This is a genomic window from Roseovarius sp. W115 (assembly GCF_032842945.2).
Taxonomy (GTDB): domain Bacteria; phylum Pseudomonadota; class Alphaproteobacteria; order Rhodobacterales; family Rhodobacteraceae; genus Roseovarius; species Roseovarius rhodophyticola.
In genome coordinates this window covers 522369-545762 of the sequence record NZ_CP146606.1, presented here as the reverse complement: position 1 = coordinate 545762, position 23394 = coordinate 522369, and the positions used below count along the sequence as shown (strand labels likewise).

Here is a 23394-nt window from a genome sequence, read left to right as displayed (position 1 = left end):
ATGTTTTCATTATGCCGTGGAAAATACGATTTATATGACTGATAAAATTGATAAAAAAGCGGATATCATCGCTGTTGCAAAGGCCGCGCGCGTGTCTCCGTCGACCGTGTCGCGCAGCTTCAATCATCCAGAACTGGTCAAAGCCAACACGCGCAAGAAAATCGATGCGGCCGTGCGGCGGTTGGGCTACATCCGAAACCGTGCTGCGCAAACCATCCACGGTATCCGCAGCGGCACAATCGGGTTGATCGTCCCCACAATTGACCATGCGATCTTTGCCGAATTGGTGCAGAGCTTCTCAGATGCCGTGGAAGAATTGGGTTTTACCATCCTTCTGGCCTCGCACGGGTATAGCCTTGATCGCGAATATGCGCTCACCCGCAAGATGCTGGAACATCGCGTGGATGGGATGGCGTTGATAGGGATTGAGCATTCGGAGGACACCTACGGGCTTCTGACGCAGCAATCGATGCCAAGCGTCCTGCTTTGGAATTACTCTGACGATGCACCGCTGACTTGCGTAGGATCGGATAATTTTGAAGCTGGCAGGCTCATTGGGGCGCATGTTTCCGGGTTGGGGCATCGGGACATCGCCACCCTGTTTCCGCCGCTGGCAGGCAATGATCGTGCGCAATTGCGTTTTGACGGTGTAAAGCAGGCGCTTCATGCCAAAGGTTTGGGTGTTCGCGAAGGTTGGACATTTGAGACCCCCTACAGCGTTGCGGCAGCCAAGAAAGCCATCCAGGCGCTGATCGCGACAGAAGAGCGCCCCACCGCCGTCATATGTGGGAATGATGTTCTGGCATGGGGTGTAATTCATGGTTTGATGAAAAACCAACTCTCAGTGCCCGATGATTTGACTGTGACGGGCATCGGCGACTTTAAAGGCTCAAAGGAGTTTGAGCCTGGTCTGACGACCGTGCGTATCCCGGCACGCCAAATCGGGGCGCAGGGGGCCAAACGCATCGTTGACGCTATTGTCGCGGATGCGCCGGTCGCGATGGGCGACCTTATTTCGCCGGAGCTGGTTGTACGCGCGACAAGCGCGCGGCCCCGAAGCAGCGTCTAGCGTAGCGCGTCGTCTCAAAACGGCCAAAATGTTTCAAAACTGTCCATTTTTTCAGCACGCTTGGGCAGCAATCCGCCCGTCAAGAAAAGCTGCGAAACGCAACCACAGTTTGGCCACATTTTCCGACAATTTCTGGGGTGTGGATGCGGGCTGATTGCCAAGGCTGAAAGCCGGTCAGGGCCCGCAATACAGGCGTTTTCAAAGTTGTAAGGGGCTATGACATGAAACCAACAGTGCTCGGAATTGGTGCACAAAAATGCGCAACATCTTGGCTGCATTCTGTACTTGGCGTCCATCCTCAGGTCGGTGTATCTGACCCTAAGGAAGTTGATTTCTTCTCTTACTATTTTGACCACGGCTATCAGTGGTACGAGCGCCACTTCAGTCACCTGGCTGACTGCACTGCGAGATGCGATACGTCTCCATCCTATTTTTTTGATCCGCGGGCTGCATCGCGTGCCTGGCACTACAGCAGCGAACTCAAGATTATCGTATTGCTGCGCGACCCGGTGGCGCGGGCCTATTCCAATCATCTACACGAGGTGATCAAAGGCCATATAGAGCCCCAGAGTTTTGAAGAAGGGCTTCTGAACAACCCGGCCTATCTGGAGCAGGGTCGCTATTTCACAAATCTCAAGCGCTGGGTGGATATGTTTGGGCCGCAACAAGTTCTCGTGTTGCTCGCCGAAGAAATTCACGCTGACCCGGTTCGGTCGGCGGCCAGCGTCTATGACTTTGTCGGCGTGAACGCCAACTTTGTGTCAGCCGTCGCATCCGAGCGGCGCAATGTGAGCGATGTGGCGCGCTCTCCCGGGTTGCGTCGCGCTTTGCGCAGCGGTGGGGACCTGATGCGGCGTGTTGGGCTGGAAGAACAGCTTGTAAGGCTAAAATCAGCGACGCCTGTTGCGGGGCTGCTGAAGGCAAACAGCACCGATCTGCGCGATCAGATCCCGCCAATGCAAGAGAGCACAAAGTATCAGTTAGCGGAGTATTTCGCGCCAGAGGTGCTTGATCTGGCAGACTTGTTGGGACGTCAGTCTTTACCTTGGCCCACATGGGAAAGCGCTGTCGCCCAAATGGTGCAGACACCCATCGCGAGCTGACCAACCCAGGCAACGATATCCAAAAGCAGGGTCTCAAGACGTGACGTTGATCGAACGAAATATGCTGACCCCACCGCAAGGCGAGGGCAGCGAACCCCCAAGCGTGGCCCATGTCTTGTCTTCGGCTTTCAAAGCAGTGCGCCGGCATCTTTGGCTTTTGGGCGCTTTTATGGGGGTGTGTCTTTTTCTGTCTTTGATCAGCATCGTGGCCATGACCCCGGTCTATCAGGCGACCACCACGATCTACATCGACCCTCGCGAAAGCCGGGGCTTCCAGGAGGCTGGAGGCATCCTGCTCAGCTCAGATGCGCTCGTCGTGGATTCCGAGGTCGAAATTCTGATGTCGAATGCGCTGGCCGAACGGGTCGTGGACAAGCTTGGTCTTGCCGCCTTGGATCCTGCCGAAGAGGAAGAACCGAAATCACCTAACTTCACCGCACGTCTCAAATCGCTTTTCGTGTCAGCCGAAGACGAAGATCAAACCGGTGTGCTCAGCCCGGAAGAGGCGGCCAAGCGCCGGGCCGTGTCAAAGTTACGTCGCGCGATGGAGATCGGGCGGCTGGGCAACACCTATGTGATCGAAATCACCGCCAAGCACACAGACAAACAAAAAGTGGCAGCCATCGCCAATGCCTATGCAGAAGAATACCTCGTCAGCGGCCTGGAAGTGCAGGCCGAGCGTCTGGCACAGCTTAACAGCTGGTCGTCGACCGCCCTTCGTGAGGCGGTGGAAGAACTGGAATTGGCAGAGCAAGAGGTTAACCAGTTTCGTCTCGTGAATCAGATTGATTCCGGTGATCGCCAAGTGGTCGGAACCGAGCTTTCCGATCTGAACCTCGCTCTGGTCACTCTGCGGAATGAGCGGTTTGACAAGGAACTCTTGCTGGAACGGGTTCGTAAAGTTCTGAGTGACGGAAGCACCGCCACAGATGTCACCAATATGGGCGTGCCGGAGATCGAACAAATCCGGGCTGAAATCCTTCAGGCCGAGATTGAGGTTGCCAGAATGACCGCCAATGGCACCCGCAGTTCTTTGCAGGCCAGCATTATAACCGGTGAACTGGACGCGATGAAATCGCAGCTTGATTTGCAATACCAGCGTGTCGCGCGTGAGCTTGAAAACCAGATCGAATTCTCTTTGGCCGAAGAAAAGCGATTGTCTGACAGGGGCGATGCCTTGCGTGCGGATGTGGCCACTGTATCGGAAAAAGAAGCGAAACTGCGTGAGTTGCAGATGCGCGCCAATGGCGCGCGCGCCGTCTACCAAGCCTTGCTGACGCGCTTTCACGAAACCTCGGACGATTTTGCTTACAACACAAGTTCTGCCCGGGTTTTGACCGCCGCGCAGGTGCCCGCCGGACCAAGTGCGCCGCAGACCTCGAAAATCCTGGCGCTTGGCTTGGTCGCAGGCGTGTTCCTCGCCATGGTCGCCATCTTCCTGCTGGAGCAGCTCGATAATCGCATTCGTCAGCCGCGTCAGATCGAGGCGCTGGGCCTGCGCTATATTGGGGCCGTCCCGCGCATCACGGGTGTGTCTTTGCCCTTTGGATTATCACGGTTTTGGAACAGGCGCGATGTAAACGCCCCAGCTCTGAGCGGTGGCAAACGCGACCGTGACATGGCGCAGCTGAGTTATGCAGTAGATTTTCCGCTGTCTGAGTTTTCCGAAACCATTCGGTCAATTGTTTTTGATGCGGTGGCCAGCAACCCGTCTGCCGAAAAGGCGCAGATCATCGCGGTGACGTCCACCTCGCCGGGTCAGGGCAAATCGACCCTCGCGGCCAATATCGCCGCCTACTACGCCAAACAGGGCAAACGCGCGCATCTCATTGATTTTGACCTGCGCAATCCCGATCTGTCGCAGGTTTTTGCCACTCGTCGGGTTGAGGGTAAGAGCATGGATGGAGCCAACGCCGACGCGGCCCATCAAGCCGAAATGCCGATAACGGATTTCGATTTCTCCGGGCGCGTAGAAGACGCAAAAGCCGCCGACATGATCGAGTTGATCAATCCGGGCACCATCGTGACATATCTCGAAAGTCTGAAGGCTGAATATGACGTGGTGGTTCTGGATATCGGCTCGCTCAGCGAAAGCTCGGACGCGCGCATGTGTGCCGATCTCGCGGATTATGTCGTGTTGGCTGTTCGCTGGGGTTTTAACACGATTGAACAATTTGAGCTTGCGCTGGCGCGCGGGTTGAACCGGACGGGTAAATCAGTGGGCGCTGTTCTGACCATGGTTCCATCCTCGGCGGAGCTGGAAAAACAGCACCTCGCGATGGCCCCACTCGCCCACAAGTAGCGGCGTAAGGAGGCGCTGATGAGCCAACATCACAGAACCTCTGTCGCTGTTTTTGCCCACAACGAAGCGGACGGCATTGCCGCCAACATTCGCGCGGTGCAACGTGCGGGGCTTGGGCCAGACGATCCGGTCTTTGTTTTGATCAATGGCAGCACGGATAATACCGAAAGCATCGTCAATGCTCTTGCCGAGGACGATCCGCGCATTCAGCCTGTGGTGATCGCGCTGGGCGACAAAGCCAATGCCTGGAGCTTTTATGTCAACCATCTGGCGCCAGAGGATTGCGCGTTGCATGTCTTTATCGACGGTGATGTGCAGGTCTCGGAAGGATCTATTGACGAAATCCATGCCAGTCTTGCTGTCCACCCCGAGGCTTTGGCCGCCTCGACCTTGCCGCAAGGCGGACGCACCGCCAAGGCCTGGGCGCGGCGCATCCTTTTTCACCACGGCATGCCGGGTAACTTCTATGCCCTGTGTGGGGAAACGCTGACGCGGATCAAGGCGCAGTCTATCAATATGCCCGTGGGCTTGATTGGCGATGATCCGTTTCTGCGCTGGCTTTTGCTCAGCGGGTTAGAGCCGGGCGCAACGCCTGATCCGGGTCGTATCCGCCCCGTTCCAGAAGCGTTTTTCAGCTATCAGTCCATTCCCGTCACAAGCTGGAGTGGCCTGCGCGCACTTTGGGCGCGGCAAATGCGGTATCAGCTACGCGACCTGCAAATGAACCTGTTGCGTGAGCACCTGACGACCTATGGCCTCTCTGCTATGCCACGCCGCATCGACAGCCTTTATGACCGCGCAACGCCGCTCATGGCGCTCAGGGGACAGGTCAAGCTGAGAAAGCTGGCCTTTCTTTACACTTACCTGCGTGCCCGTTCGAGCCGCGCGCGTCCGCTTCGTGCCGCCGCTTGGTATGAAGAGTAGACGAGATGCGTGTCAGAGGGGCGACCACACCATGGCAGTGTTGAGCAAGGATAAAAGGGCCGATCGCATAGAGAAAGAAGCACCAGACTTTGCTCCGCATTTCTTTGTCATAGGGGCGATGAAAGCAGGCACAACAACCCTGCACCGATATCTTGATCAGCGTAACGACATCAGCATGGCTCGCATCAAGGAGGCTGATTACTTTTTGCAGGATGCCGAACAGGGTTTGGGCGTGGAGTGGTACAAAGCGCAGTTCGATCTGACACGAAGCTGCTTGGGCGAAGCCTCGCCGAATTATACCAAGTACGATGTTTTTACAGGCGTGCCCAAACGCATTCATGCCGTAGCTCCAGATGTGAAGTTTATCTTCAGCGCGCGTGATCCTGTCGCCCGCTTTGCGTCGCACTACCGTCATTCCTGGTTGCACGGGCATATGCGCGTGGCCCCTCAGGATTTGCTTTCCAGTGACAATGGCCACCACATGATCGAATGCAGCCGCTATGCCGCGCAGATTGAGAAATACCTGGCATATTTTGATCGCAGGCAGCTCTTGATCATAGACTTCGAAACGCTCTGTGACAGCCCCCAAACCGTTCTGGATGAGATCGCCGGGTTTCTTGGGTTAGCGACACAACATGTCAGTGAACTGGCCGCGACGAACACGGCCGATGAGGTGGCCCGTATTCCACCCTTCATTAAACGCGCCGCGCGCTCAAAGCTTGCCCGCCGCGTCGACCGGTTCTTTCCTGATGGAACACGACAGGCGTTGGGCCGCGTCTTGTCCCGCCGTGATCCAATTGAGGTTCCGGTCTTGGGCAAGGAGGTCTTGCAAGCGGCCTCTGAGTTGCTGCGTGATGACGCGGCCCGGTTTCGCAAGATTGCCGGAATGGAGTTTGCGCAATGGTCCGTTTGAGCAGCATTCTTGCGCTTATTTTGGTGTTGCTGGGCTCCTCCGTGCAGGCGGGACCGGACATGTCGCGCTACACCCCCATTTTGATAGAGGAATTCGACCGCCCGCTGAGCCGTTTTGACGGTACAACTGGTATCTGGCGCGACTATCCACGCCGTCAGAAATACATCGGCAACGGTCCGCCCTCGCTCTACGTAAACCCAACCCTGACGCGTCAGGATGGTAGTCCGCTGGGGCTCAACCCTTTCAGGATTGAAGACGGCAAGTTGCATATTGCCGCGGCCCCCATTCCCAAGTCAGATATGAGCGATGTACAGGCTTTGCTCCGGCAGGCAGGCTACAAGGAGCAGGCGGTTCAAAACGTGCGCTACTACTCCGGCTCGCTTTCGACCTTCTCCAGTTGGTCGCAGACCTACGGATATTTTGAAATGCGCGCCAAACTGCCTGAGGGCAAAGGGCATTGGTCGGCTTTCTGGCTTGTGCCGTCGGTCAATGGCTGGCCGCCGGAGATCGACATTTTTGAAGTGCTTGGGCGCGAAAATGGTAGCAAGGGTCGTGGCTCTCCTGACAATCGCGTCCACCTAAGGGTGCATTTTGACGAGATCGCCGCCGACGGCTCGCATGCGCCTGAGCCAACGCTGACAAATCCGTTTGAGGTGGTGGATGGCGTGCCGCAACCCGCCATTCGCCGCGAACGTCAGAAAGGTCCGCGCTTTACCTTTGCCAAGACGGTGGATGTCGAAAAGGCATTTGAGCGTCAGATATTTGATAACTTCAACACCTATGCCGTCAGTTGGACGCCGGATGAAATCATTTGGTGGTTTGGCCCCAACAGCAATGATTTGCGAGAGATCTACCGCACACCGACACCTCGCGATGTGACGGGACCCATGGCTGTGATCTTCAACAATCAGATCGGCGGCAAATGGGCGGGTGCGCCGGACCCTGACAAGGACGCCGAGACATTTGCCAGCACCTTCATCATCGACTACGTCAAAGTCTTTGCGCAAACCCCTGAAACAAAGACTGAAACCGGTTCAATCAATGTTCAGGGAAGTGACTCCGATGAACACCTCATCGGTGGTGCCGCCTCACAAACGTTCCACCCCAAAGGCGGGTTTGACATTCTGACCGGCGGAGGTGGTGCAGATCGGTTTGTGATTGCAGGTGACAGTGGGTCCAAGGTGATTACAGACTTTGCAGCTGACGATGTTCTGGCGCTGACGGGCTGGACTTTCAACGCGGGCCCAGAAGCGTTGCGCAGGTTGGAACAAGTCGGCCCGGACGTGTGGCTCATTGATGAACAAGAACCGCAAGCGCCACAGACTTTGATCTTTCGCGATCTAAACCGCTCTGACCTCACATCGGCGAATTTTGAGTTCAGGCCGGGCGGATGACCACGACAGCCCTAACACGATTTGCCGCGCCACTCGGAACGTCATCGCGCAAGGCCCCATCCAGCGGTCTCATCTGGGCAGCGGCCTGCTATGACCTGATGCTGGCCACAACGATCATTATCGCCGGCAGTCAGGGCATCCACCGGTTTTTGCCACCTTTGCTGCTGTGGGCATTGATCTACGCCATGGTATCGCTGAAATACGCCACGCACTTCCGCGTGCTCTTCAACGCCCTGCGCCAGAATATAGCGATCATGGCGTTCCCGTTTGTCGCAGCAATCTCAACGGTCTGGTCTGTTGCGCCGGGCGCCTCGGCCTATGCGGCCATGCAACTGATCGTAACATACATGGCGGCGATCTGGCTTGGCTGGAGATACAGGCCGCGCGACATAGCCCTGATCGTGCTCTTGGGCCTCACGCCCCTGATCGCGCTGTCACTTGTGAACTGGGCCACCGGCATGTTTGGAGAGGTCTATTCCTACACCGGCGGGCTTTTAGGCATCTTCAGCAATAAGAACACGCTCGGGCGCATGTCGCTGCTCTTGGGGATTGTGACTATCGCCCTTCTGATCGGACGCAGATCAACCCTTCCACGTGTACTTGTCCTCAGCGGTGTCTTTGTGATGGCGGCACTTGCATTGTTTCTGTCAAAATCAGCCACCTCTGCCATTGTCATGCTGGCATCCGCCGGTCTGTTCGTCTTGCTCACGCAACATCGCTATCCTGCCACGCTGCGTTTGGGGCTATTTGGGATTGGTGCCGTTGCTGTGATGGCAACACTGATTTCCATGGCATTTGGAGGATTTGATCCTTTCGCAGAAATCCTCGACGCATTCGGCAAAAGCTCAAATCTGACAGGGCGCACGACTCTTTGGGGGCTGGCCATGACCCAGATCTCTGAAACACCGTGGCTGGGAGTTGGGTTCGATGCCTATTGGGACACCGGCGCGTTTCTGGCGGTGGATTACGTGCAGCGCGCCTATGGCGAAGGGCTGATCAGCTTTCACAACTTCGTTCTGGATATCTGGGTGACCTTGGGCGTTCCGGGGCTGATTGGCATTGCGGTGACGCTTATGGCTATCACGCTCACCTTTCTGCGCTACTACATGATCTCAAATCAGGTCTGGCCCGCCATGGCGCTCACATTGCTGGTGGCCGGTGTGGGCGTGGCGTTCTTCAACCCGCTCTTACACGCACAGCATGGCAACCTGATCGTGATTTTCGTGGCGCTCGCCGTTTCATCGCGGATCGAAATTGCCGGACTACGCAAACACGTTCCGAAATGACCGTCAGGCGGCCAGCCGGTCTCGAACCTCGTTTACGCGTGCCGTGATCTGCTCCTGCCGGGTGCGCAGGATCTTGTCGCCACTTAGAAAACCAGGAACTTGCGCCGCGCGTTGCAGATCACGCACCAACATCATCTCGATTGCCGGAGCCAGACGCGCGACCCATTTCCGCGCTTGCGCCTTTTCATCCTGCGACACCACTTCGGCGACGCGTGTGCCATTGGCTACATTAGATAGCTTGGGCTTTTTTCTCCTCAACAAGGCTTGCTTGACCTGCACTAAGCGTTTGCGCGTCGACTTCATGCTTGAAAGGAACTCGTCAAATTCAATATCCATTTCAAGCGACTCGGCCCAATCCAGCCATTTATGCCTGTTGAAGGTGGGAGAGATTGAAATCGGAACAAACGGCACACGAAACGCATCGGCGATAATCGCCCCATGCAGCGACTCGGCCAAGACCATGTTGGCGCGAGCGAGCCGCAGGATCACGTGTTCACTGTTATCTGCCGGTGAGACGTAGCTGACACCTGCGCGATGTGCGATCCGGTCCCAGTTCAGGGGCAGTTTGGAAGTGCCCACATGCGGGATGAATACGATCTCTCCGCTGGTGTTGAAATCCTGAAACCTGTCAAAGGTCGATACCATCGCCGCGGGGTCGGTGATCGCGTGCTCTGCAGACAGCCCCAGAAGCTCCGCTGTGCGCGGACCCCGGACAAAACCGATTTCGGTGCCTTGAGGCAGCTCGCTTGGCACCACACCGTAGCCAGAGCCGCTTCCCATCACCACGACCTTGTCATTGCCCACAAAATTTTGGCGCCAAAGGATGCTGCCGATACCAAAAAGCGTGGTGTCAGGGGCAATGTCGGAGTGGCCCGGGAAAAGCTCATCCCAGAACCACTCGTTCATGTCGTCGCCGAAATTGCCGCCATCCACCTTGCAGAAAAAGACTTTCATACATCCACCTTCTGTTCTCCTTGTTGGTCCGGAGCGTGATTTTGCCACCGCATGAGCGCACCCAGCGCGGACACATCGATGCCCGTGGTGATCCAGCAAAGCGCCCATCGCAGCGCTTGCAGCGCAACCATGGTCAGCGCAAAGCCTGACGCTGTTATCTCAAGCGCGTTGGACGCACTCGTTGCTGTCAGAAAACCGACTAGCAGCAGCGCGCCCAACCCCAGGACACTTGTGAGGAAAAACACACGACGCTTGTCGAAAAGCTGCATCATCAATGCTGTGTTGCCGAAGACCGCACTGGCCAGTGGAACGAGGAACAGCCACCAGATTACCTTCTCACTTGCCGCGTAGTCAGCGCCAAAAAGGCCAATCACGAAGGGCATGAACAGCCACAATACAAGCGCACCTGCAGACATGAGGCAAATCTTGATTGCGCCCGACATGGCGATGAAATGCAGGGTGCGTGGGTCCTTATCTGCGGCCCTCTCTTCTGACTGAACGTTTGAGATGGATCGCGATATCTTGGGCGCAAAGCTCGTCTCCACGGCATTCACCGCAAAACTGAGGAATGTCACCACGCTGAGTGCGACGGCCATTTGCGCCACGCCGACCGCGCCCAACGGAATGGCAGCGATAAGCAACAGAACATCGCGCAACCGGTCGGTCAAAAGCCGGTTCGGGGCAAGCAACAGACCCGTTGCAATCCAGCGTTGCCACCCAGATGTGTCCGGCGTGGCTATGGCCATGAAGTCGAAAAATCGCCGCAACAATGCGAATTGCACAAAGGCGATGAGGATCACAATCGCAAGGTAGAGCCCCACAACACTCTCAAGCGAAAGAGAAACCCCGGCGATCCACGCAGACCCCAAAACAATGCAAAACACGAGAGGACGCAGCAGCATACCGGGCACCTGGCTGCGCAGCACCTGATCCAAGGCAACAGCCTGTGCAGCATTCGTTGCATTCCAGCCCATGACCGGAATCATTGTGGCGGCAAGCAGAATGGCCAGCGGATAGGTTTCGGTCATGGCGGGATTTCGGACCCAGATGAGCGTTACAAAGGCGGCGGCAACCGGCAGGCCGGCGCAAAGCAGAACGCGGCGACTCACGATCACAAACCCCGCTGCGGTGGCGTCCTCTCCTGAGGCGCGTGCGCGAACCACCTCGCGGATGGCTGTAGCGCCGATATTGAGTGTGGAGAGATAGGCCGCAATGAAGGCACCGGACCAAAGCGTCCAGACCAGGCCGAATTCCTGCGGTGTCAGCATTCGGGCCAAGATTACTGTGTAGGCCAAGGTGCCGAATGCCCCAAACACGCGCGTGGCAATCATCACACCCGCTGCACCGCCTGCGCGCAGGGTGTCAGAGCCCTGCATTGTTTTCACAGCCGACGTCATCATGCGTTTGAGTGTCTGATTGCCGACGTTATTGCGTGTTTGCAAATGGATGGGCAATTGCCGTTCTTTCTGGGCATCTGGCTTCCTTGATTCAGCTCCTGGCAAGGAGATATTCGCATGTGCAGAAACAGTGATTCTGCCTTGCAGCGTTAGCGCGCACCAAAACGCCATGCATGCGGGCTATGGCTACTGTGAAAATAAGGCCCAATTGGGGACGCTTTTTGCAGGAAATTCAGATCGGCAGAATCCGGCCTGCTTAAATTTTGTAACGTGCAGATGACGGTTTTCGCAGGTTTTATTCATATTCTGCTCAATTTTAGGGCGAATTCAGCGAAACTCTGCCAAAACGCTGGGGCGCCAGCGGAAAGTGGAACACAGGCCCGGATCTGAGCCTTAGTTCCGACACATTTCGGCACTTAGTAGGCAAGGCACTGGGGAATTCTGCATCCGGGGGGATGAGCCAATGAACTCTTGTCGCGCCAAAGTTAAGGCCAATGAACCGCAGCTGATTTCTGCACCTGAAAATCGCACCGATACCCCTGTGGGCGGTACCGTGAAGCGCGTTTTTGATGTTGCATTTAGCCTTGTCGCAATCCTGAGCACGCTCCCGTTTTTTATCATTCTGCCAATCATCATCATGGTCGTATCCCCCGGCCCAATCTTCTTTGCGCATACGCGAATTGGCTATGGTGGCGTGCCATTTCCCTGTTGGAAGTTCCGCACCATGGTGCCCAACGCGGATCAGATGCTGAAAGAACATTTGGCATCCAACCCCGCGGCGCAAGCCGAGTGGGATCAGCATCGCAAACTGAAAAACGATCCTCGTGTGATTCCCCTAGTGGGCAACTTGATGCGTCGCCTGAGCTTTGATGAATTGCCGCAGTTTTTCAATGTGCTGCGCGGCGACATGAGTGTGGTGGGGCCACGCCCCTTAACCATTGATGAGGTCAAGGATTACGGCGAAGCCGCCCGCCGGTATCAGGCCGCCCGTCCGGGCATCACCGGGCTATGGCAAGTATCCGGGCGCAGCGACATCTCGTTTCGCGACCGCATCGAGCTTGATTGCCGCTATGTGGCCACCTGCAACTTGACCAGCGACATGCGGCTCATCGCCAAGACAATCGGTGTGCTTTTGAACGGGCGCGGCGCGTACTGATCCACGTACCAAAGAATTGAAAGGGCGGAGAGGCAAAGCTGCTTCAAGGCCTTTGACTGAAGGACAAACCAAATGAACATTCCAAATTCCAAATACACCGCTATAGTTGGCGCTGTTGCTACGGGGGGTATGTTTTGAAGGGGCTTTTGCTGTTGGCACCGGTTCTAAGCTGCGTGCTGGCCTTGATCGTATATTTGGCGGATGGAGGGTTCTGGTTGATCCTCGCCGCGTTCTTTCTTGCTGGCCCCTTGTGTCTCTTGGTCATTGGCCTGATCCTGGATCAGCGGCCCAATGATGGCGGGGACCCCAAATAGCACCTGGGTCACGGATACTGAGCTTGAATCCAGCGCTATCGACCCGACGGACATCCTTGTTGTTCTGCCTGCTCTGAACGAAGCCGACCACATTGAAACCTGCTTGCACTCGCTGATGCGACCTGCCCACTGGATGGCGCAATGTCGCGTTGTCGTGGCGGATGGGGGCAGTACCGATGGCACCCAAGGCATCGTTGAGCGTCTCAAAGAAACCTATCCAAACCTGCATCTGTTGGACAACCCGGGTCGCCTACAATCCGCCGGAATCAATGCTGCCGTCGCGCAGTTGTCGCAGCCGCATCACAGGCTCTTGGTGCGCTGCGACGTGCACGCCATTTACCCTGCTGGCTATGTACAGGCATTGGCGCGCGAACATGCTCGTGTCCAAGCTGCGTCTGTGGTCACGGCCATGGACGCCACCGGACAGGACGGATTTCAAAAGGCTGCCGCCTGGATCGTCGACACCCCTTTGGGGTCGGGCGGTTCCGCGCATCGCGGCGGGCAAAAGGCTCAGTTTGTGGATCACGGCCATCACGCCGCCTTCGACATAGATTGGTTCCGGCGCATTGGCGGGTACGACCCAGCGATCAGCCACAACGAAGATGCCGAATTCGATGTGCGGCTTGCACAATCGGGGGGAAGGATCTGGCTGACCGACAAGACGCGCATATCCTATGTAATGCGTCCCACTTTGCTCGCGGTTTGGCAGCAGTATTGGAATTACGGGCGCGGGCGGGCGAACACCTTGCTGAAACACCGCGCTCGACCGCGTCTGCGTCAGTTGATACCGGTTCTCAACAGCCTTCTCTTGATAGGCTCAGCACTCGCAATACCCTTCACATCTTTGGCGCTAATGTGGCCCGCGCTTTATGCCAGCGTTCTAATCTCAACATCACTGGTAGCGGCAATGCTGTTGCGCAGCAGGGACGGGCTCTGGTCGGGTCCGGCGCTTGGCGCGATGCACATGGCCTGGGGACTTGGATTTCTAAAGCGGATTATGTCACCAGCGCCAGCGCGCAATGTTCAATCTCAAACCGGGTGACGACCAAGATGGACCCGGTGAGCATCGATATATGCATTTGCACCTTTCGCAGGCCGCACCTGGCAAAGACGCTGGACTCGTTACGTGAAATAAATCTGCCAAACCGTTCCGCGGTGCGTGTTCTGGTCGCTGACAATGACACCGAGCCAAGCGCTCGCCCGATCATTGATAATGCAGAATTACCGTTCGAGATCACGTATATCCACGCACCGGCGCGCAACATTTCCATCGCACGCAATGCCTGTCTTGAGGCGTCCGAGGCGGATTTGGTGGCTTGGATTGATGACGATGAAATTGTGGATGCCAACTGGCTTTTGAACCTTCATGAGGCTTTGTGCGCAAAAGGTTACGGCGCGGTGTTTGGCCCTGCGATTGCCATCTATCCGCCAGACGCCCCCAAGCATATCTCCAAGGGCGATTTCCATTCCAATCGCCCCGTTCTTCGGCGCGGAGAGGTGCGTACCGGTCATACTTGCAACGCTTTGGTCGACATGCGGCCCGCCGCTGCGCGCGCGCTACGCTTTGAAATTGCCAAAGGACGCACCGGCGGAGAAGATACCGACTATTTCCACCGGTTGTGGCAAACCGGCGCGCATTTGGGCATCTGTGAAACTGCCCAAGTATTCGAGGACGTCGCGCCCTCCCGGCTGACCCCCGGCTGGCTCATGCGACGCAGCTTTAACGCAGGGCATGTGTTTGGAGAATTGAGCCGCCGGGATGCGCGGCTTTGGGCGCTTCCGAAACTCGTGTTTTTGGCGATGTTGAAGGCCGCTTATTGCCTGATCCTGGCTTTGATCTCTGCAGGGTATGCAACCCGGCGGCTTTGGTGGTTGCGCCGGGGCGTCATGCATCTTGGCGTAATGGCAGGTCTGGTGCGGCTTACGCCGAAGACGCAATACTAGCCTTGGAAGGCGAGGAGCGCCCGGCATGGCGGGGCGTGTCTGCGTTGATCGCCTCCTTGACCAACTTGAGCAAAGTGCCTCGAGGTTCAACAAACACATCTTCCGAAAGTGCCAGAAGCCGCTCTTGCGCGGCCATGATCATGTTTGGACGTGCCAACAGCTCTTTCACGAATGCAGGTAAGGTCGTTTCCAGAGGTTCATCTAAAACAAAGCCGCTCTCATGCGCCGCAATCCATTGGCCAGTTTGCGCATCCGCCGGGGCGATTGGCGGGCAGCCATACCATCCGCCTTCATAAAGACGATTGGGCAAAAGCCATTGGGAATTCAGCCCGGCATCCATGAAATCCCCGGCCCAGACGGTATCGACCTCATCATAGATCGCCTTCAATTCCTCCGGCCATCGATAACGACCGCCATAGGTCATGTTGGGGTGCGCATTGATGATGTGATGAAAATCAGGGATTTCGGCTTCAGCGGGATAGCCGTGCAGGATCACCTCAACTTTATCATCAAACTCTATGGAAAGATTGCACAACAGATCGAGAGATCGCGCGCAACGCAGATTGCCAAACCAACCAATCCGCAACTTTTCTCCAATGGCTTTTGCGCCGTCGGGGCGCGAGCTAAGCCGTGCCTGCAACCGGTTTTCCAAAAGCCGGGCGCCTTTGGCGTCTGGATAGTATCGCTCAAAATGCTCGGTCAGGAACGCTGGCGAAGACACCCAGTGCCCGGCGCAATGCCGCAAGGCGCGTCGTTCGATTGTGCGAAACAGATGCCCGATACGATCCTGCCGTGCAACGAGCCGGTGAATGTCCAGGCACTCATAAATCACCGGGGTTTGCAGCCGCGCGCGCCGCCGCGCAAGCAAAGCGGTCAACAACATATCCAAATTGCGCGCTACAATGAGATCAGCCTGAGCCAAAGCAGGGATTTGCGCCGCTTCGGCTCCCGTCAGAATGGCGCGCGCGCGATGCAGATACCCATTGTCATAGGTGCGGCCCAAGTCGGCCACGACCCAATCGGGCCGCATAGCGTCGGCGCGATAGCTGGCAAAGCCGGACACTTCGATCCCGTCACGGGCAAACCCCGCCACGCGTCGTTTGATCGCCGCATCCCCCCAGTCATGGGCGAAATAAGCCACGCGCAGGGGACGTTTTTTCTCACTCATCGGTAAGGTCCTGAAATTCTTTCGCACGAGCGTAGAGAGCGGCATCTGCCGCGCACATCTCGCAAAGCTGATCCTTCTGTGCCGAGGTGAATGTGATCTCAGGGCCTTTGGCTTGATTGTATTTGTGCAAGCTCAGAGTGGCTCCGAAAACACGTTCAAAAGCATGCGCAAAGCCCTCTATATCCTCAAGAAATCCGATCAAGGAGAAGTCTTTCAGCGCTTCTGTAGCACGCACCAGACTGGCAGTTTCGGCCTCCTTTGGCACGCTGTGCTGACCCGACAGATACCGCAGATATGTCGTGCAATGCGCCCGGGCAATTGGGCTTTGCAGCCAGATATCGGGGTTCGGATCGGCAATGCCTGCAGCAACAGCCATGCGGTAGTTCGAGATTGTGCGCGCCACCGGGTCGCGCATGATCGTCAAAAGCTTGTACCGACCCAAGAGGTGCTTGCGTATCTGGTCGGTCAAAAGCACATGGCCATGGATCAGATCCGTGTGCCAGCACCCATGCGTCAGCAGCAGCCGCTCACGCAGATCAAACGTGTGATGCCCATGCTCCAGATCATCGTGACATCGCCACGCATCGTCTTCGCCAAAGGCAAGAACAGAGGCAGCACGCCGGGTTGAGAGGGCATCAATCACGCCAACGCGTTTGTGAATCGGCACCGTGGCATAGAGCGCCTCAGACAGAGACGTCCCGCCGCATTTGGGCAGGTGCAGGAAGATCGCTGGATGCCGCAATCCCGCACCAAGGATAGATCGCTTGATCCGTCCGGAATACACCCGCGACCGGCGCGTCGTTCGGCTTTGCGCGACGTCAAAAAGGCTCATTGGCAGCACCCCTGGGAAATTAGATAAATCCCTTGTTTGCTTACATGTTTTGGAAAAGTGGCGAGATTGCGTCGGCTAAGGGGGACGTCCGGTTTTCAGCGAAGATTTGCCGCCAGTTGATCAACACTTGAGCAGACTAGCGCCAGTCAGACCCTGGTCTACTCCGCGGCCGGATTCAGGCTGCTCATCAGGTGGTGGAATTTCTCGCCCTGTACTGCCACATGCGCACGGATCTCGCGGGCTGCGGCCTCTCCATCGCCGTCCTGCAAGGCTGCAACGATCCTCTCATGTTCGGCCATGGATTGCTTGAGACGTCCCCGTAAACGGAGTTGGACACGCCGAAACGGCTGCAAGCGCCGTTGCAGGCGCAGGCATTCCTGTTCCAGAAACCGGTTGCCCGATTGGCGATAGAGCAGGGCGTGAAACCGTTCGTTTTCGCGGTAATACCCGTCCGTGTCCTGCGCCTCGACAGCCGCATTGCAGCGTGCGTTTGTCTTGTTGAGCTCTTTCAGCGCGTCATCTGAAATACGTGAAGCCGCAAACCGGGCGCTGGCCGCCTCCAACTCGGCCATGACTTCGAACATCTCGATCAGCTCGATAGGGCCAGGTTGTCGCACAAAGACACCTCGTCGGGGCAGTTGTTCGACCAGGCCGGATTGCGCAAGGCGCTGTAAAGCTTCACGAATTGGTGTGCGCGATACGGCAAATCTCTCTGACAGCTGAACCTCGTCCAGCCGTTCACCATCGACAAATGTGCCGTCAAAAATCAGCCCTTCAAGCTCATCTGCGATGATATCTGCACGTTTGCGTTCCATATTTCGCACTTAACATGCAGCGATATCGTGCGCAAGAATCATATTCTTGTATACAAAATAATTGACTTTGAACGCACGTACTGCAACTTGAATGCAGTCCGATCAAGAATCGGAAGCGCAATGGGAGGAATGTTATGACTATGAAGTTCACCGCCACTCTGGCGGCGACCGCGCTTTTGGCAGGCACATGGGCTGCCGAAGCCGCAGAGCTAAGACTGTCGCACCAATGGTCCACATCAGATGTCCGTCATAAGGTGGCAGAGATCGTCGCGAACGAAGTCGCCGCGGCTGACGTAGACTTGGAAATCAAGATTTTCCCGTCCAAATCGCTGTTCAAGCCACGTGAGCAATACAAGCCCCTGAGCCGAGGCCAGTTGGATATGACGGTCTTCCCGCTCAGCTATGCAGGTGGTCAACGGCCTGAATTCAACCTGACACTGATGCCGGGTTTGGTGAAGAACCACGACCATGCTGCACGGCTCAATGAAAGCGATTTCATGGGCAAGCTGGAAGAACTCATGGCCGAAGATGACGTGAAGGTGCTTGTGCACGGTTATCTTGCCGGTGGGTTTGTCGGCAAAGATGGATGCATCACAAGCCCGGAGGACGTCAAAGGTCAACAGACGCGCGCAGCGGGCAAAGCGTTTGAACAAATGCTGGCCGGGGCAGGGGCATCTATTGCCTCTATGGCCTCATCCGAAATCTACAATGCCATGCAGACAGGTGTTTTGACGGCGGCGAACACCTCATCGTCGTCCTTTGTCAGCTACCGCATCTACGAACAGGTGGCCTGCTATACACCGGCCAGCGACTTTGCCTTGTGGTTCATGTATCAGCCGCTCTTGATGAACAAATCCGCGTTTGAGGGTCTGACCGAAGAACAGCAAGCTGCGATTATGGCCGGTGCCGAAAAGGCCGAGGCGTTCTATCTCGAAGAAGCCAAGAAACAGGACGCGGCATCGGCCAAGATCTTTGCCGACAACGGTGTTGAGATTGCCAATATGACGCTCGAAGAGTTCGATGCCTGGCGTGCCTTGGCGCAAGAGACGTCCTACAAAGCCTTCGTCGAGGAAACACCGGGTGGTCAGGAATTGCTTGATATGGCTCTTTCGGTCGAGTGACCCACGGCTGAGCGGGGCCGCGTGTCGCGGCCCCACCCAATTCGAATACAGGAGTGAGCCATGGCTGGCCAAAGCAACGCCTCGGTCGCACGCGTCGGGGACAACCTATTTTTGCGCTCAGTTGCGGCGATCTCCACGCTGGCGGGTTGGTGCTCGGCGGCCATGATCGTGACGGCGGTGATGATCACCTGCCAGATGATCTTTGTGCGCTTTGTGCTCAACGGCTCAACGGTGTGGCAGACCGAGGCGGTAATCTATCTGGTCATCGCGGCCACGCTCATCGGCTTGCCATATGTGCAGCGCTTGCGCGGTCACGTGAATGTCGATCTGATCCCGCTGGCCTTGCCACCAAAGGCACGGTTTGGCTTGGCCATGGTTACGCTCAGCCTTTCGATCGTGATCGTGGGCGTCATGCTCTTCTACGGCTACGACTATTGGCATTTCGCGTGGGAACGCGGCTGGAAATCGGATACGGTTTGGGGCGTAAGGCTTTGGATTCCTTACCTTGCGTTGCCGGTGGGGTTTGGTCTTTTGCTGTTGCAACTCATCGCTGATCTGGTGGCTGTGATCATCGGCGTTGACAAACCCTTTGGGCTGGAGGACGGCTGATGGATCCTCTTGTCCTTGGCGCGCTGGTCGCCTTTTTCACCATATTTGTTCTCTTCTCAGGCGTTTCGGTTGCCCTGGGACTTCTCATCGTCTCAGCTGGTTTTTTGATCGTCTTTGATGGGATGCGTTCGCTGGAACTCATGCCCGAAATTCTCTTTGGCAAGCTCGACAACTTCGCACTTTTGTCGATCCCGATGTTCATCATCATGGGCGCGTCGATTGCATCCACACGGGCAGGCGCGGACCTTTATGAGGCTCTGGAGCGTTGGCTCACCCGCGTCCCCGGAGGACTGGTGGTTTCGAACCTTGGGGCCTGCGCGCTCTTCTCGGCCATGTCGGGGTCATCACCGGCAACATGTGCGGCCATCGGTAAAATGGGTATCCCCGAGATGCGCAAACGCGGCTACCCGGATGCCGTGGCCGCTGGCTCCATCGCAGCCGGTGGCACGCTGGGTATCCTGATCCCGCCTTCCGTGACCATGATCGTTTATGGCATCGCCACCGAGACATCGATTGGGCGATTGTTCCTGGCCGGGGTGTTCCCCGGCCTGCTTCTGGTTGGGCTCTTCATGGCGTGGTCGCTCTATTCGACCTGGCGGTCCGGTGACGCGACTGTGCTCAGCTCTGGCAGCTACACGTGGCGCGAAAAATTCGAAATCCTGCCGCGCGTCTTGCCGTTTCTGGGCATCATTCTTGGTGTTCTTTACGCCATGTATGGCGGCATCGCGACGCCGTCGGAAACGGCGGCGGTGGGCGCATTGATGTGCCTGCTCATTGCGATGATCATCTACAAGCTTTGGAACCCACGCGACCTCTGGGTCGTGCTGCGTGACAGCACCAAGGAATCGGTGATGATCCTCTTCATCATCGCGGCGGCGGGCGTCTTCAGCTACATGCTCTCATCGCTCTTCATCACCCAGGCTATCGCCGAATGGATTGGCACACTCGACGTCAACCGCTGGGTTTTGATGGGTGCGATCAATGTCTTCCTGTTGATTGCCGGGTTCTTCCTGCCTCCAGTGGCTGTGATCCTGATGGCGGCCCCAATCCTTTTGCCCATCATCACCACCGCCGGGTTCGACCCTATCTGGTTTGCCGTGGTGCTGACCATCAACATGGAAATCGGCCTGATTTCACCGCCTGTCGGTCTCAACCTTTATGTCATCAACGGTATCGCGCCTGATATCTCGCTCAAAACGATCCTCAAAGGCTCGCTGCCTTTCGTCGCCTGCATGATCATCGCCATCATTCTCTTGTGCCTTTTCCCCGGCATCGCCACATGGTTACCAGATGTCGTGATGGGAGCCACAAGATGACGATGCTCGCCGATCTGTTGTCGACAGTTTTTGACCGCAGGGTGAAGTTTGCAAACCTGTTTTCCGATGATGCGCGCAGCACCGAAGATCTTGCCGCGGCGCTGGTTAATGCCAGCAGCGAAGGCGAAGGGCGTGCGCTGGGACAATTGATCCTGACGCGCTTTGCCGAGATGGATGATGATCGAAAACGCGCGTTCTTCCGCCACGTGGCCGAAGAGATGAACATCGACCCCGAAGCTGTGCGCGGGGCGCTGTCGACTTACGAGGCGGATCCGGGCAGAGCGAGCTACAAAAGCTTTTTGTTGGCGGCTGAACCGCAGCGACAGGAATTGATCCGGCGCCTCAACATGGTGCCCAACGCCACCGGGCAACTGGTCAACATGCGTGCAGACCTATTGCGCCTGTCAGAGGGTGATCCATCACTTGAGGCGCTCGATATTGATTTTCGCCACCTCTTTGCGTCCTGGTTCAATCGCGGCTTTCTGGTGCTGCGACCAATCAACTGGCAAAGCCCGGCGCATATTCTGGAAAAGATCATCGCCTATGAGGCGGTCCATGCCATCGACAGCTGGGAAGACCTGCGCCGCCGTCTTGAACCTGCTGACCGGCGCTGTTTCGCATTTTTCCATCCAGCGATGCCGGATGAGCCTCTGATCTTTGTCGAAGTGGCGCTGACCTTGGGTATTCCAGGCTCTGTCCAGAACCTGCTGTCCGAAGAGCGCGCGGGCATTCTGGCCGATGACGCAGATACGGCGGTGTTCTACTCGATCTCGAACTGTCAGGCCGGGCTTGCGGGAATTTCCTTTGGCAATTCGTTGATCAAGCAAGTGGCGGCTGACCTGTCGCTAGAACTTCCCGGGTTGAAGACCTTTGTCACGCTGTCCCCAATTCCTGGCTTCTCCCGCTGGCTGAGTGACACCCTGCCAGAGGCCTCTGCGGAGGACCATGACCTGATGCGCGCAATGGCGGCGCACTACCTTGTGGCGGCCAAACGGCCGGATGACACACCGCGTGATCCTGTCGCGCGATTCCATCTGGGCAATGGGGCACAGGTTCAGATGGTGCATGCCCAGGCAGATGTTTCGGAGAAAGGGTTGCAACAATCCCATGGTGTGATGGTCAACTATCTCTACGATCTCACAAAAGTGGCCCAAAACCATGAACACTTTGCCGTTCAGAACAAAATCGCCATGTCCTCGGAAATCCGTTCACTGAGCCAATCAGCGGCAAAAACCCTCAAGCAGGGGGTGGTAGATGACAAACCCGCTTTATGATGAGCTTTTCGGCAAACATGCCGGTCAAAGCACGCCGTTCCTCATCCTGCCGGACGGGGCGGTTTGGACGCATGGGGCCTTTCTGGCGAAGGCCGCTCAATATGCACATGTTCTGAAAGTAATGGGCCTGGAGACCGGCGACCGCGTAGCCGTACAGGTCGAGAAGTCTCCTGATGCTCTGGCGCTCTATGCGGCTTGCGTGCAGGCCGGCTTGGTCTTTTTACCCTTGAACACGGCCTACACGGTCGATGAACTCAGCTACTTCATCGATAACAGCGGTGCGCGCGCGGTGATCTGTGATCCGGCACGACGCGACGGGCTGGCGCCGGTTGTCGCAAGATCTGGCGCAGTTATGGAAACGCTGGATGCAGCCGGGTGTGGCAGCTTGGTGGACAAGGCGAGCCATCAGCCAGATATTTTTGATACCGTCACACGCGTCGAAGATGACCTTGCCGCGTTTCTTTACACCTCTGGCACAACGGGGCGCTCAAAAGGCGCAATGCTCACGCAAGCCAACCTGCTGTCAAATGCGCGCACCCTGGCCGAGCACTGGCATTTCACCGACAAGGACGTGCTGTTGCACGCCTTGCCGATCTTTCACACCCATGGGCTTTTTGTCGGAACCAACATCACGCTCATTGCTGGCGGTGCGATGATTTTCGTTTCCAAATTCAATGTCGAGGACATGATCGCGCTGATGCCGCAGGCGACATCAATGATGGGTGTGCCCACGTTCTATACACGTCTCTTGAGCGATGAGCGCTTTACCAAGGACCTGACAGCACATATGCGCCTGTTCATTTCGGGGTCTGCTCCGCTTCTGGCCGAGACGCACGCACAGTTCGAGGCCCGCACCGGTCACCGTATCCTTGAACGCTACGGTATGACCGAGACCAACATGAACACGTCCAACCCTTATGACGGTGAACGTCGGGCAGGCACGGTTGGCTTTCCTTTGCCGGGTGTCGAATTGAAGATCACTGATCCTGAAACTGGAGAAACCCTGCCCAAAGACACAGTGGGGCAGATCGAAGTGCGCGGCCCCAACGTCTTCAAAGGCTACTGGCAGATGCCAGAAAAAACCGCCGCTGAGCTGCGCGAAGACGGGTTCTTTATCACCGGCGATCTCGGGCTGATCGATGATCGTGGCTATGTGCACATCGTGGGCCGCAACAAGGACCTGATCATCTCGGGCGGTTATAACATCTACCCCAAGGAAATTGAGCTGGTGCTCGACGCGCAACCCGGTGTGCTGGAAAGCGCTGTGATCGGCGTGCCTCATGCGGATTTCGGGGAAACTGTCGTCGGGGTTATCGTTCCGGAACCCGGTGAAACACCCGACCTTGACGCTATCGCCACTGCGGCCACGACATCCCTGGCGCGCTTCAAACATCCGCGTAAACTGGTCTGCCTTGACGCCTTGCCGCGCAATGCGATGGGGAAGGTGCAAAAGAACATCCTGCGGGACCAGTACAAGGACCTCTTTGTGCCTGCATGAGGCGC

At 56.7% G+C, this 23394-nt stretch carries 21 protein-coding genes; 16 read left to right on the top strand and 5 right to left on the bottom strand.

Annotated elements, in window-relative coordinates:
- Window positions 1-34 precede the first annotated feature (34 nt).
- The 7 genes from RZS32_RS02750 to RZS32_RS02720 all read left to right on the top strand — a co-directional run bounded on the left by RZS32_RS02750 (window position 35) and on the right by RZS32_RS02720 (window position 8991).
- Entirely contained in the window at window positions 35-1069 is a 1035-nt protein-coding gene (locus RZS32_RS02750) for a LacI family DNA-binding transcriptional regulator (RefSeq protein WP_317055504.1), read from the top strand.
- A 221-nt stretch (window positions 1070-1290) separates the two neighbouring features.
- Window positions 1291-2172 carry a sulfotransferase domain-containing protein gene (locus RZS32_RS02745; protein WP_339106797.1) on the top strand — a complete coding sequence of 294 codons (882 nt, stop codon included), beginning with the start codon at window positions 1291-1293 and terminating at the stop codon, window positions 2170-2172.
- 40 nt (window positions 2173-2212) lie between these two features.
- Window positions 2213-4474: a GumC family protein gene (locus RZS32_RS02740; protein WP_339106796.1), complete on the top strand. Its 2262-nt coding sequence runs from the start codon at window positions 2213-2215 to the stop codon at window positions 4472-4474.
- Between the two features lie 18 nt (window positions 4475-4492).
- Window positions 4493-5398 carry a glycosyltransferase family 2 protein gene (locus RZS32_RS02735; RefSeq protein WP_317055501.1) on the top strand — a complete coding sequence of 302 codons (906 nt, stop codon included), beginning with the start codon at window positions 4493-4495 and terminating at the stop codon, window positions 5396-5398.
- A gap of 31 nt (window positions 5399-5429) precedes the next feature.
- Window positions 5430-6311: a sulfotransferase family protein gene (locus RZS32_RS02730; RefSeq protein ID WP_317055500.1), complete on the top strand. Its 882-nt coding sequence runs from the start codon at window positions 5430-5432 to the stop codon at window positions 6309-6311.
- Window positions 6299-7705, top strand: a complete 1407-nt coding sequence (locus tag RZS32_RS02725; protein ID WP_317055499.1) for a family 16 glycosylhydrolase — start codon at window positions 6299-6301, stop codon at window positions 7703-7705. The genes RZS32_RS02730 and RZS32_RS02725 overlap by 13 nt, the downstream gene beginning before the upstream one ends.
- Window positions 7702-8991, top strand: a complete 1290-nt coding sequence (locus RZS32_RS02720; RefSeq protein ID WP_317055498.1) for an O-antigen ligase family protein — start codon at window positions 7702-7704, stop codon at window positions 8989-8991. Before RZS32_RS02725 ends, RZS32_RS02720 begins: the two co-directional genes overlap by 4 nt.
- Window positions 8992-8994: 3 nt before the next feature.
- Here the strand turns inward: RZS32_RS02720 and RZS32_RS02715 are convergent, their stop codons facing one another.
- Both RZS32_RS02715 and RZS32_RS02710 read right to left on the bottom strand, forming a co-directional pair.
- The gene (locus tag RZS32_RS02715; protein WP_317055497.1) at window positions 8995-9945 is read right to left on the bottom strand and encodes a polysaccharide pyruvyl transferase family protein; all 951 of its coding nucleotides are present in this window, start codon (window positions 9943-9945) and stop codon (window positions 8995-8997) included.
- Complete coding sequence (locus RZS32_RS02710) at window positions 9942-11399, bottom strand: lipopolysaccharide biosynthesis protein (protein ID WP_339106795.1); 1458 nt, start codon at window positions 11397-11399, stop codon at window positions 9942-9944. Before RZS32_RS02710 ends, RZS32_RS02715 begins: the two co-directional genes overlap by 4 nt.
- A 406-nt stretch (window positions 11400-11805) precedes the next feature.
- Here RZS32_RS02710 and RZS32_RS02705 point away from each other — a divergent pair, with 406 nt between their 5' ends.
- The 4 genes from RZS32_RS02705 (at window position 11806) to RZS32_RS02690 (ending at window position 14756) form a co-directional block, all read left to right on the top strand.
- Window positions 11806-12498, top strand: a complete 693-nt coding sequence (locus RZS32_RS02705) for a sugar transferase (protein WP_317055495.1) — start codon at window positions 11806-11808, stop codon at window positions 12496-12498.
- A gap of 152 nt (window positions 12499-12650) precedes the next feature.
- Window positions 12651-12812, top strand: a complete 162-nt coding sequence (locus RZS32_RS02700) for a hypothetical protein (RefSeq protein WP_339106794.1) — start codon at window positions 12651-12653, stop codon at window positions 12810-12812.
- Window positions 12793-13854: a glycosyltransferase family 2 protein gene (locus RZS32_RS02695; protein WP_317055493.1), complete on the top strand. Its 1062-nt coding sequence runs from the start codon at window positions 12793-12795 to the stop codon at window positions 13852-13854. The genes RZS32_RS02700 and RZS32_RS02695 overlap by 20 nt, the downstream gene beginning before the upstream one ends.
- 8 nt (window positions 13855-13862) lie before the next feature.
- Complete coding sequence (locus RZS32_RS02690) at window positions 13863-14756, top strand: glycosyltransferase family 2 protein (protein WP_317057837.1); 894 nt, start codon at window positions 13863-13865, stop codon at window positions 14754-14756.
- On the opposite strand, the gene RZS32_RS02685 is transcribed toward RZS32_RS02690, so the two are convergent.
- The 3 genes from RZS32_RS02685 to RZS32_RS02675 all read right to left on the bottom strand — a co-directional run bounded on the left by RZS32_RS02685 (window position 14734) and on the right by RZS32_RS02675 (window position 17571).
- On the bottom strand, window positions 14734-15924 hold the full coding sequence (locus tag RZS32_RS02685; RefSeq protein WP_317055492.1) for a hypothetical protein: 1191 nt from the start codon (window positions 15922-15924) through the stop codon (window positions 14734-14736). The genes RZS32_RS02690 and RZS32_RS02685 overlap by 23 nt on opposite strands.
- The gene (locus RZS32_RS02680; RefSeq protein WP_317055491.1) at window positions 15917-16756 is read right to left on the bottom strand and encodes a hypothetical protein; all 840 of its coding nucleotides are present in this window, start codon (window positions 16754-16756) and stop codon (window positions 15917-15919) included. The genes RZS32_RS02685 and RZS32_RS02680 overlap by 8 nt, the downstream gene beginning before the upstream one ends.
- Before the next feature lie 158 nt (window positions 16757-16914).
- Complete coding sequence (locus RZS32_RS02675; RefSeq protein ID WP_317055490.1) at window positions 16915-17571, bottom strand: GntR family transcriptional regulator; 657 nt, start codon at window positions 17569-17571, stop codon at window positions 16915-16917.
- A gap of 134 nt (window positions 17572-17705) precedes the next feature.
- Between RZS32_RS02675 and dctP the strand changes: the two genes are divergently transcribed.
- Genes dctP through RZS32_RS02650 form a run of 5 tightly spaced genes read left to right on the top strand, consistent with a single transcriptional unit; the run spans window position 17706 to window position 23389 of the window.
- The gene (gene dctP / locus RZS32_RS02670; RefSeq protein WP_317055489.1) at window positions 17706-18692 is read left to right on the top strand and encodes a TRAP transporter substrate-binding protein DctP; all 987 of its coding nucleotides are present in this window, start codon (window positions 17706-17708) and stop codon (window positions 18690-18692) included.
- A gap of 60 nt (window positions 18693-18752) precedes the next feature.
- Window positions 18753-19301, top strand: a complete 549-nt coding sequence (locus RZS32_RS02665; RefSeq protein ID WP_317055488.1) for a TRAP transporter small permease — start codon at window positions 18753-18755, stop codon at window positions 19299-19301.
- The gene (locus tag RZS32_RS02660; RefSeq protein ID WP_317055487.1) at window positions 19301-20617 is read left to right on the top strand and encodes a TRAP transporter large permease; all 1317 of its coding nucleotides are present in this window, start codon (window positions 19301-19303) and stop codon (window positions 20615-20617) included. Before RZS32_RS02665 ends, RZS32_RS02660 begins: the two co-directional genes overlap by 1 nt.
- Entirely contained in the window at window positions 20614-21891 is a 1278-nt protein-coding gene (locus tag RZS32_RS02655; protein WP_317055486.1) for a malonyl-CoA decarboxylase, read from the top strand. Before RZS32_RS02660 ends, RZS32_RS02655 begins: the two co-directional genes overlap by 4 nt.
- Window positions 21872-23389, top strand: coding sequence for a malonate--CoA ligase (locus RZS32_RS02650; RefSeq protein WP_317055485.1), 1518 nt, complete (start codon window positions 21872-21874; stop codon window positions 23387-23389). Before RZS32_RS02655 ends, RZS32_RS02650 begins: the two co-directional genes overlap by 20 nt.
- Window positions 23390-23394 lie beyond the last annotated feature (5 nt).

Bases quoted from the DNA above. Each gene is read 5' to 3' on its own strand.
- RZS32_RS02750 (WP_317055504.1), top strand. From the start codon at position 35: ATGACTGATAAAATTGATAAAAAAGCGGATATCATCGCTGTTGCAAAG.
- RZS32_RS02745 (WP_339106797.1), top strand. From the start codon at position 1,291: ATGAAACCAACAGTGCTCGGAATTGGTGCACAAAAATGCGCAACATCT.
- RZS32_RS02735 (WP_317055501.1), top strand. From the start codon at position 4,493: ATGAGCCAACATCACAGAACCTCTGTCGCTGTTTTTGCCCACAACGAA.
- RZS32_RS02730 (WP_317055500.1), top strand. From the start codon at position 5,430: ATGGCAGTGTTGAGCAAGGATAAAAGGGCCGATCGCATAGAGAAAGAA.
- RZS32_RS02725 (WP_317055499.1), top strand. From the start codon at position 6,299: ATGGTCCGTTTGAGCAGCATTCTTGCGCTTATTTTGGTGTTGCTGGGC.
- RZS32_RS02720 (WP_317055498.1), top strand. From the start codon at position 7,702: ATGACCACGACAGCCCTAACACGATTTGCCGCGCCACTCGGAACGTCA.
- RZS32_RS02715 (WP_317055497.1), bottom strand. From the start codon at position 9,945: ATGAAAGTCTTTTTCTGCAAGGTGGATGGCGGCAATTTCGGCGACGAC.
- RZS32_RS02705 (WP_317055495.1), top strand. From the start codon at position 11,806: ATGAACTCTTGTCGCGCCAAAGTTAAGGCCAATGAACCGCAGCTGATT.
- RZS32_RS02695 (WP_317055493.1), top strand. From the start codon at position 12,793: ATGGCGGGGACCCCAAATAGCACCTGGGTCACGGATACTGAGCTTGAA.
- RZS32_RS02690 (WP_317057837.1), top strand. From the start codon at position 13,863: ATGGACCCGGTGAGCATCGATATATGCATTTGCACCTTTCGCAGGCCG.
- RZS32_RS02685 (WP_317055492.1), bottom strand. From the start codon at position 15,924: ATGAGTGAGAAAAAACGTCCCCTGCGCGTGGCTTATTTCGCCCATGAC.
- RZS32_RS02680 (WP_317055491.1), bottom strand. From the start codon at position 16,756: ATGAGCCTTTTTGACGTCGCGCAAAGCCGAACGACGCGCCGGTCGCGG.
- RZS32_RS02675 (WP_317055490.1), bottom strand. From the start codon at position 17,571: ATGGAACGCAAACGTGCAGATATCATCGCAGATGAGCTTGAAGGGCTG.
- dctP (WP_317055489.1), top strand. From the start codon at position 17,706: ATGACTATGAAGTTCACCGCCACTCTGGCGGCGACCGCGCTTTTGGCA.
- RZS32_RS02665 (WP_317055488.1), top strand. From the start codon at position 18,753: ATGGCTGGCCAAAGCAACGCCTCGGTCGCACGCGTCGGGGACAACCTA.
- RZS32_RS02660 (WP_317055487.1), top strand. From the start codon at position 19,301: ATGGATCCTCTTGTCCTTGGCGCGCTGGTCGCCTTTTTCACCATATTT.
- RZS32_RS02655 (WP_317055486.1), top strand. From the start codon at position 20,614: ATGACGATGCTCGCCGATCTGTTGTCGACAGTTTTTGACCGCAGGGTG.
- RZS32_RS02650 (WP_317055485.1), top strand. From the start codon at position 21,872: ATGACAAACCCGCTTTATGATGAGCTTTTCGGCAAACATGCCGGTCAA.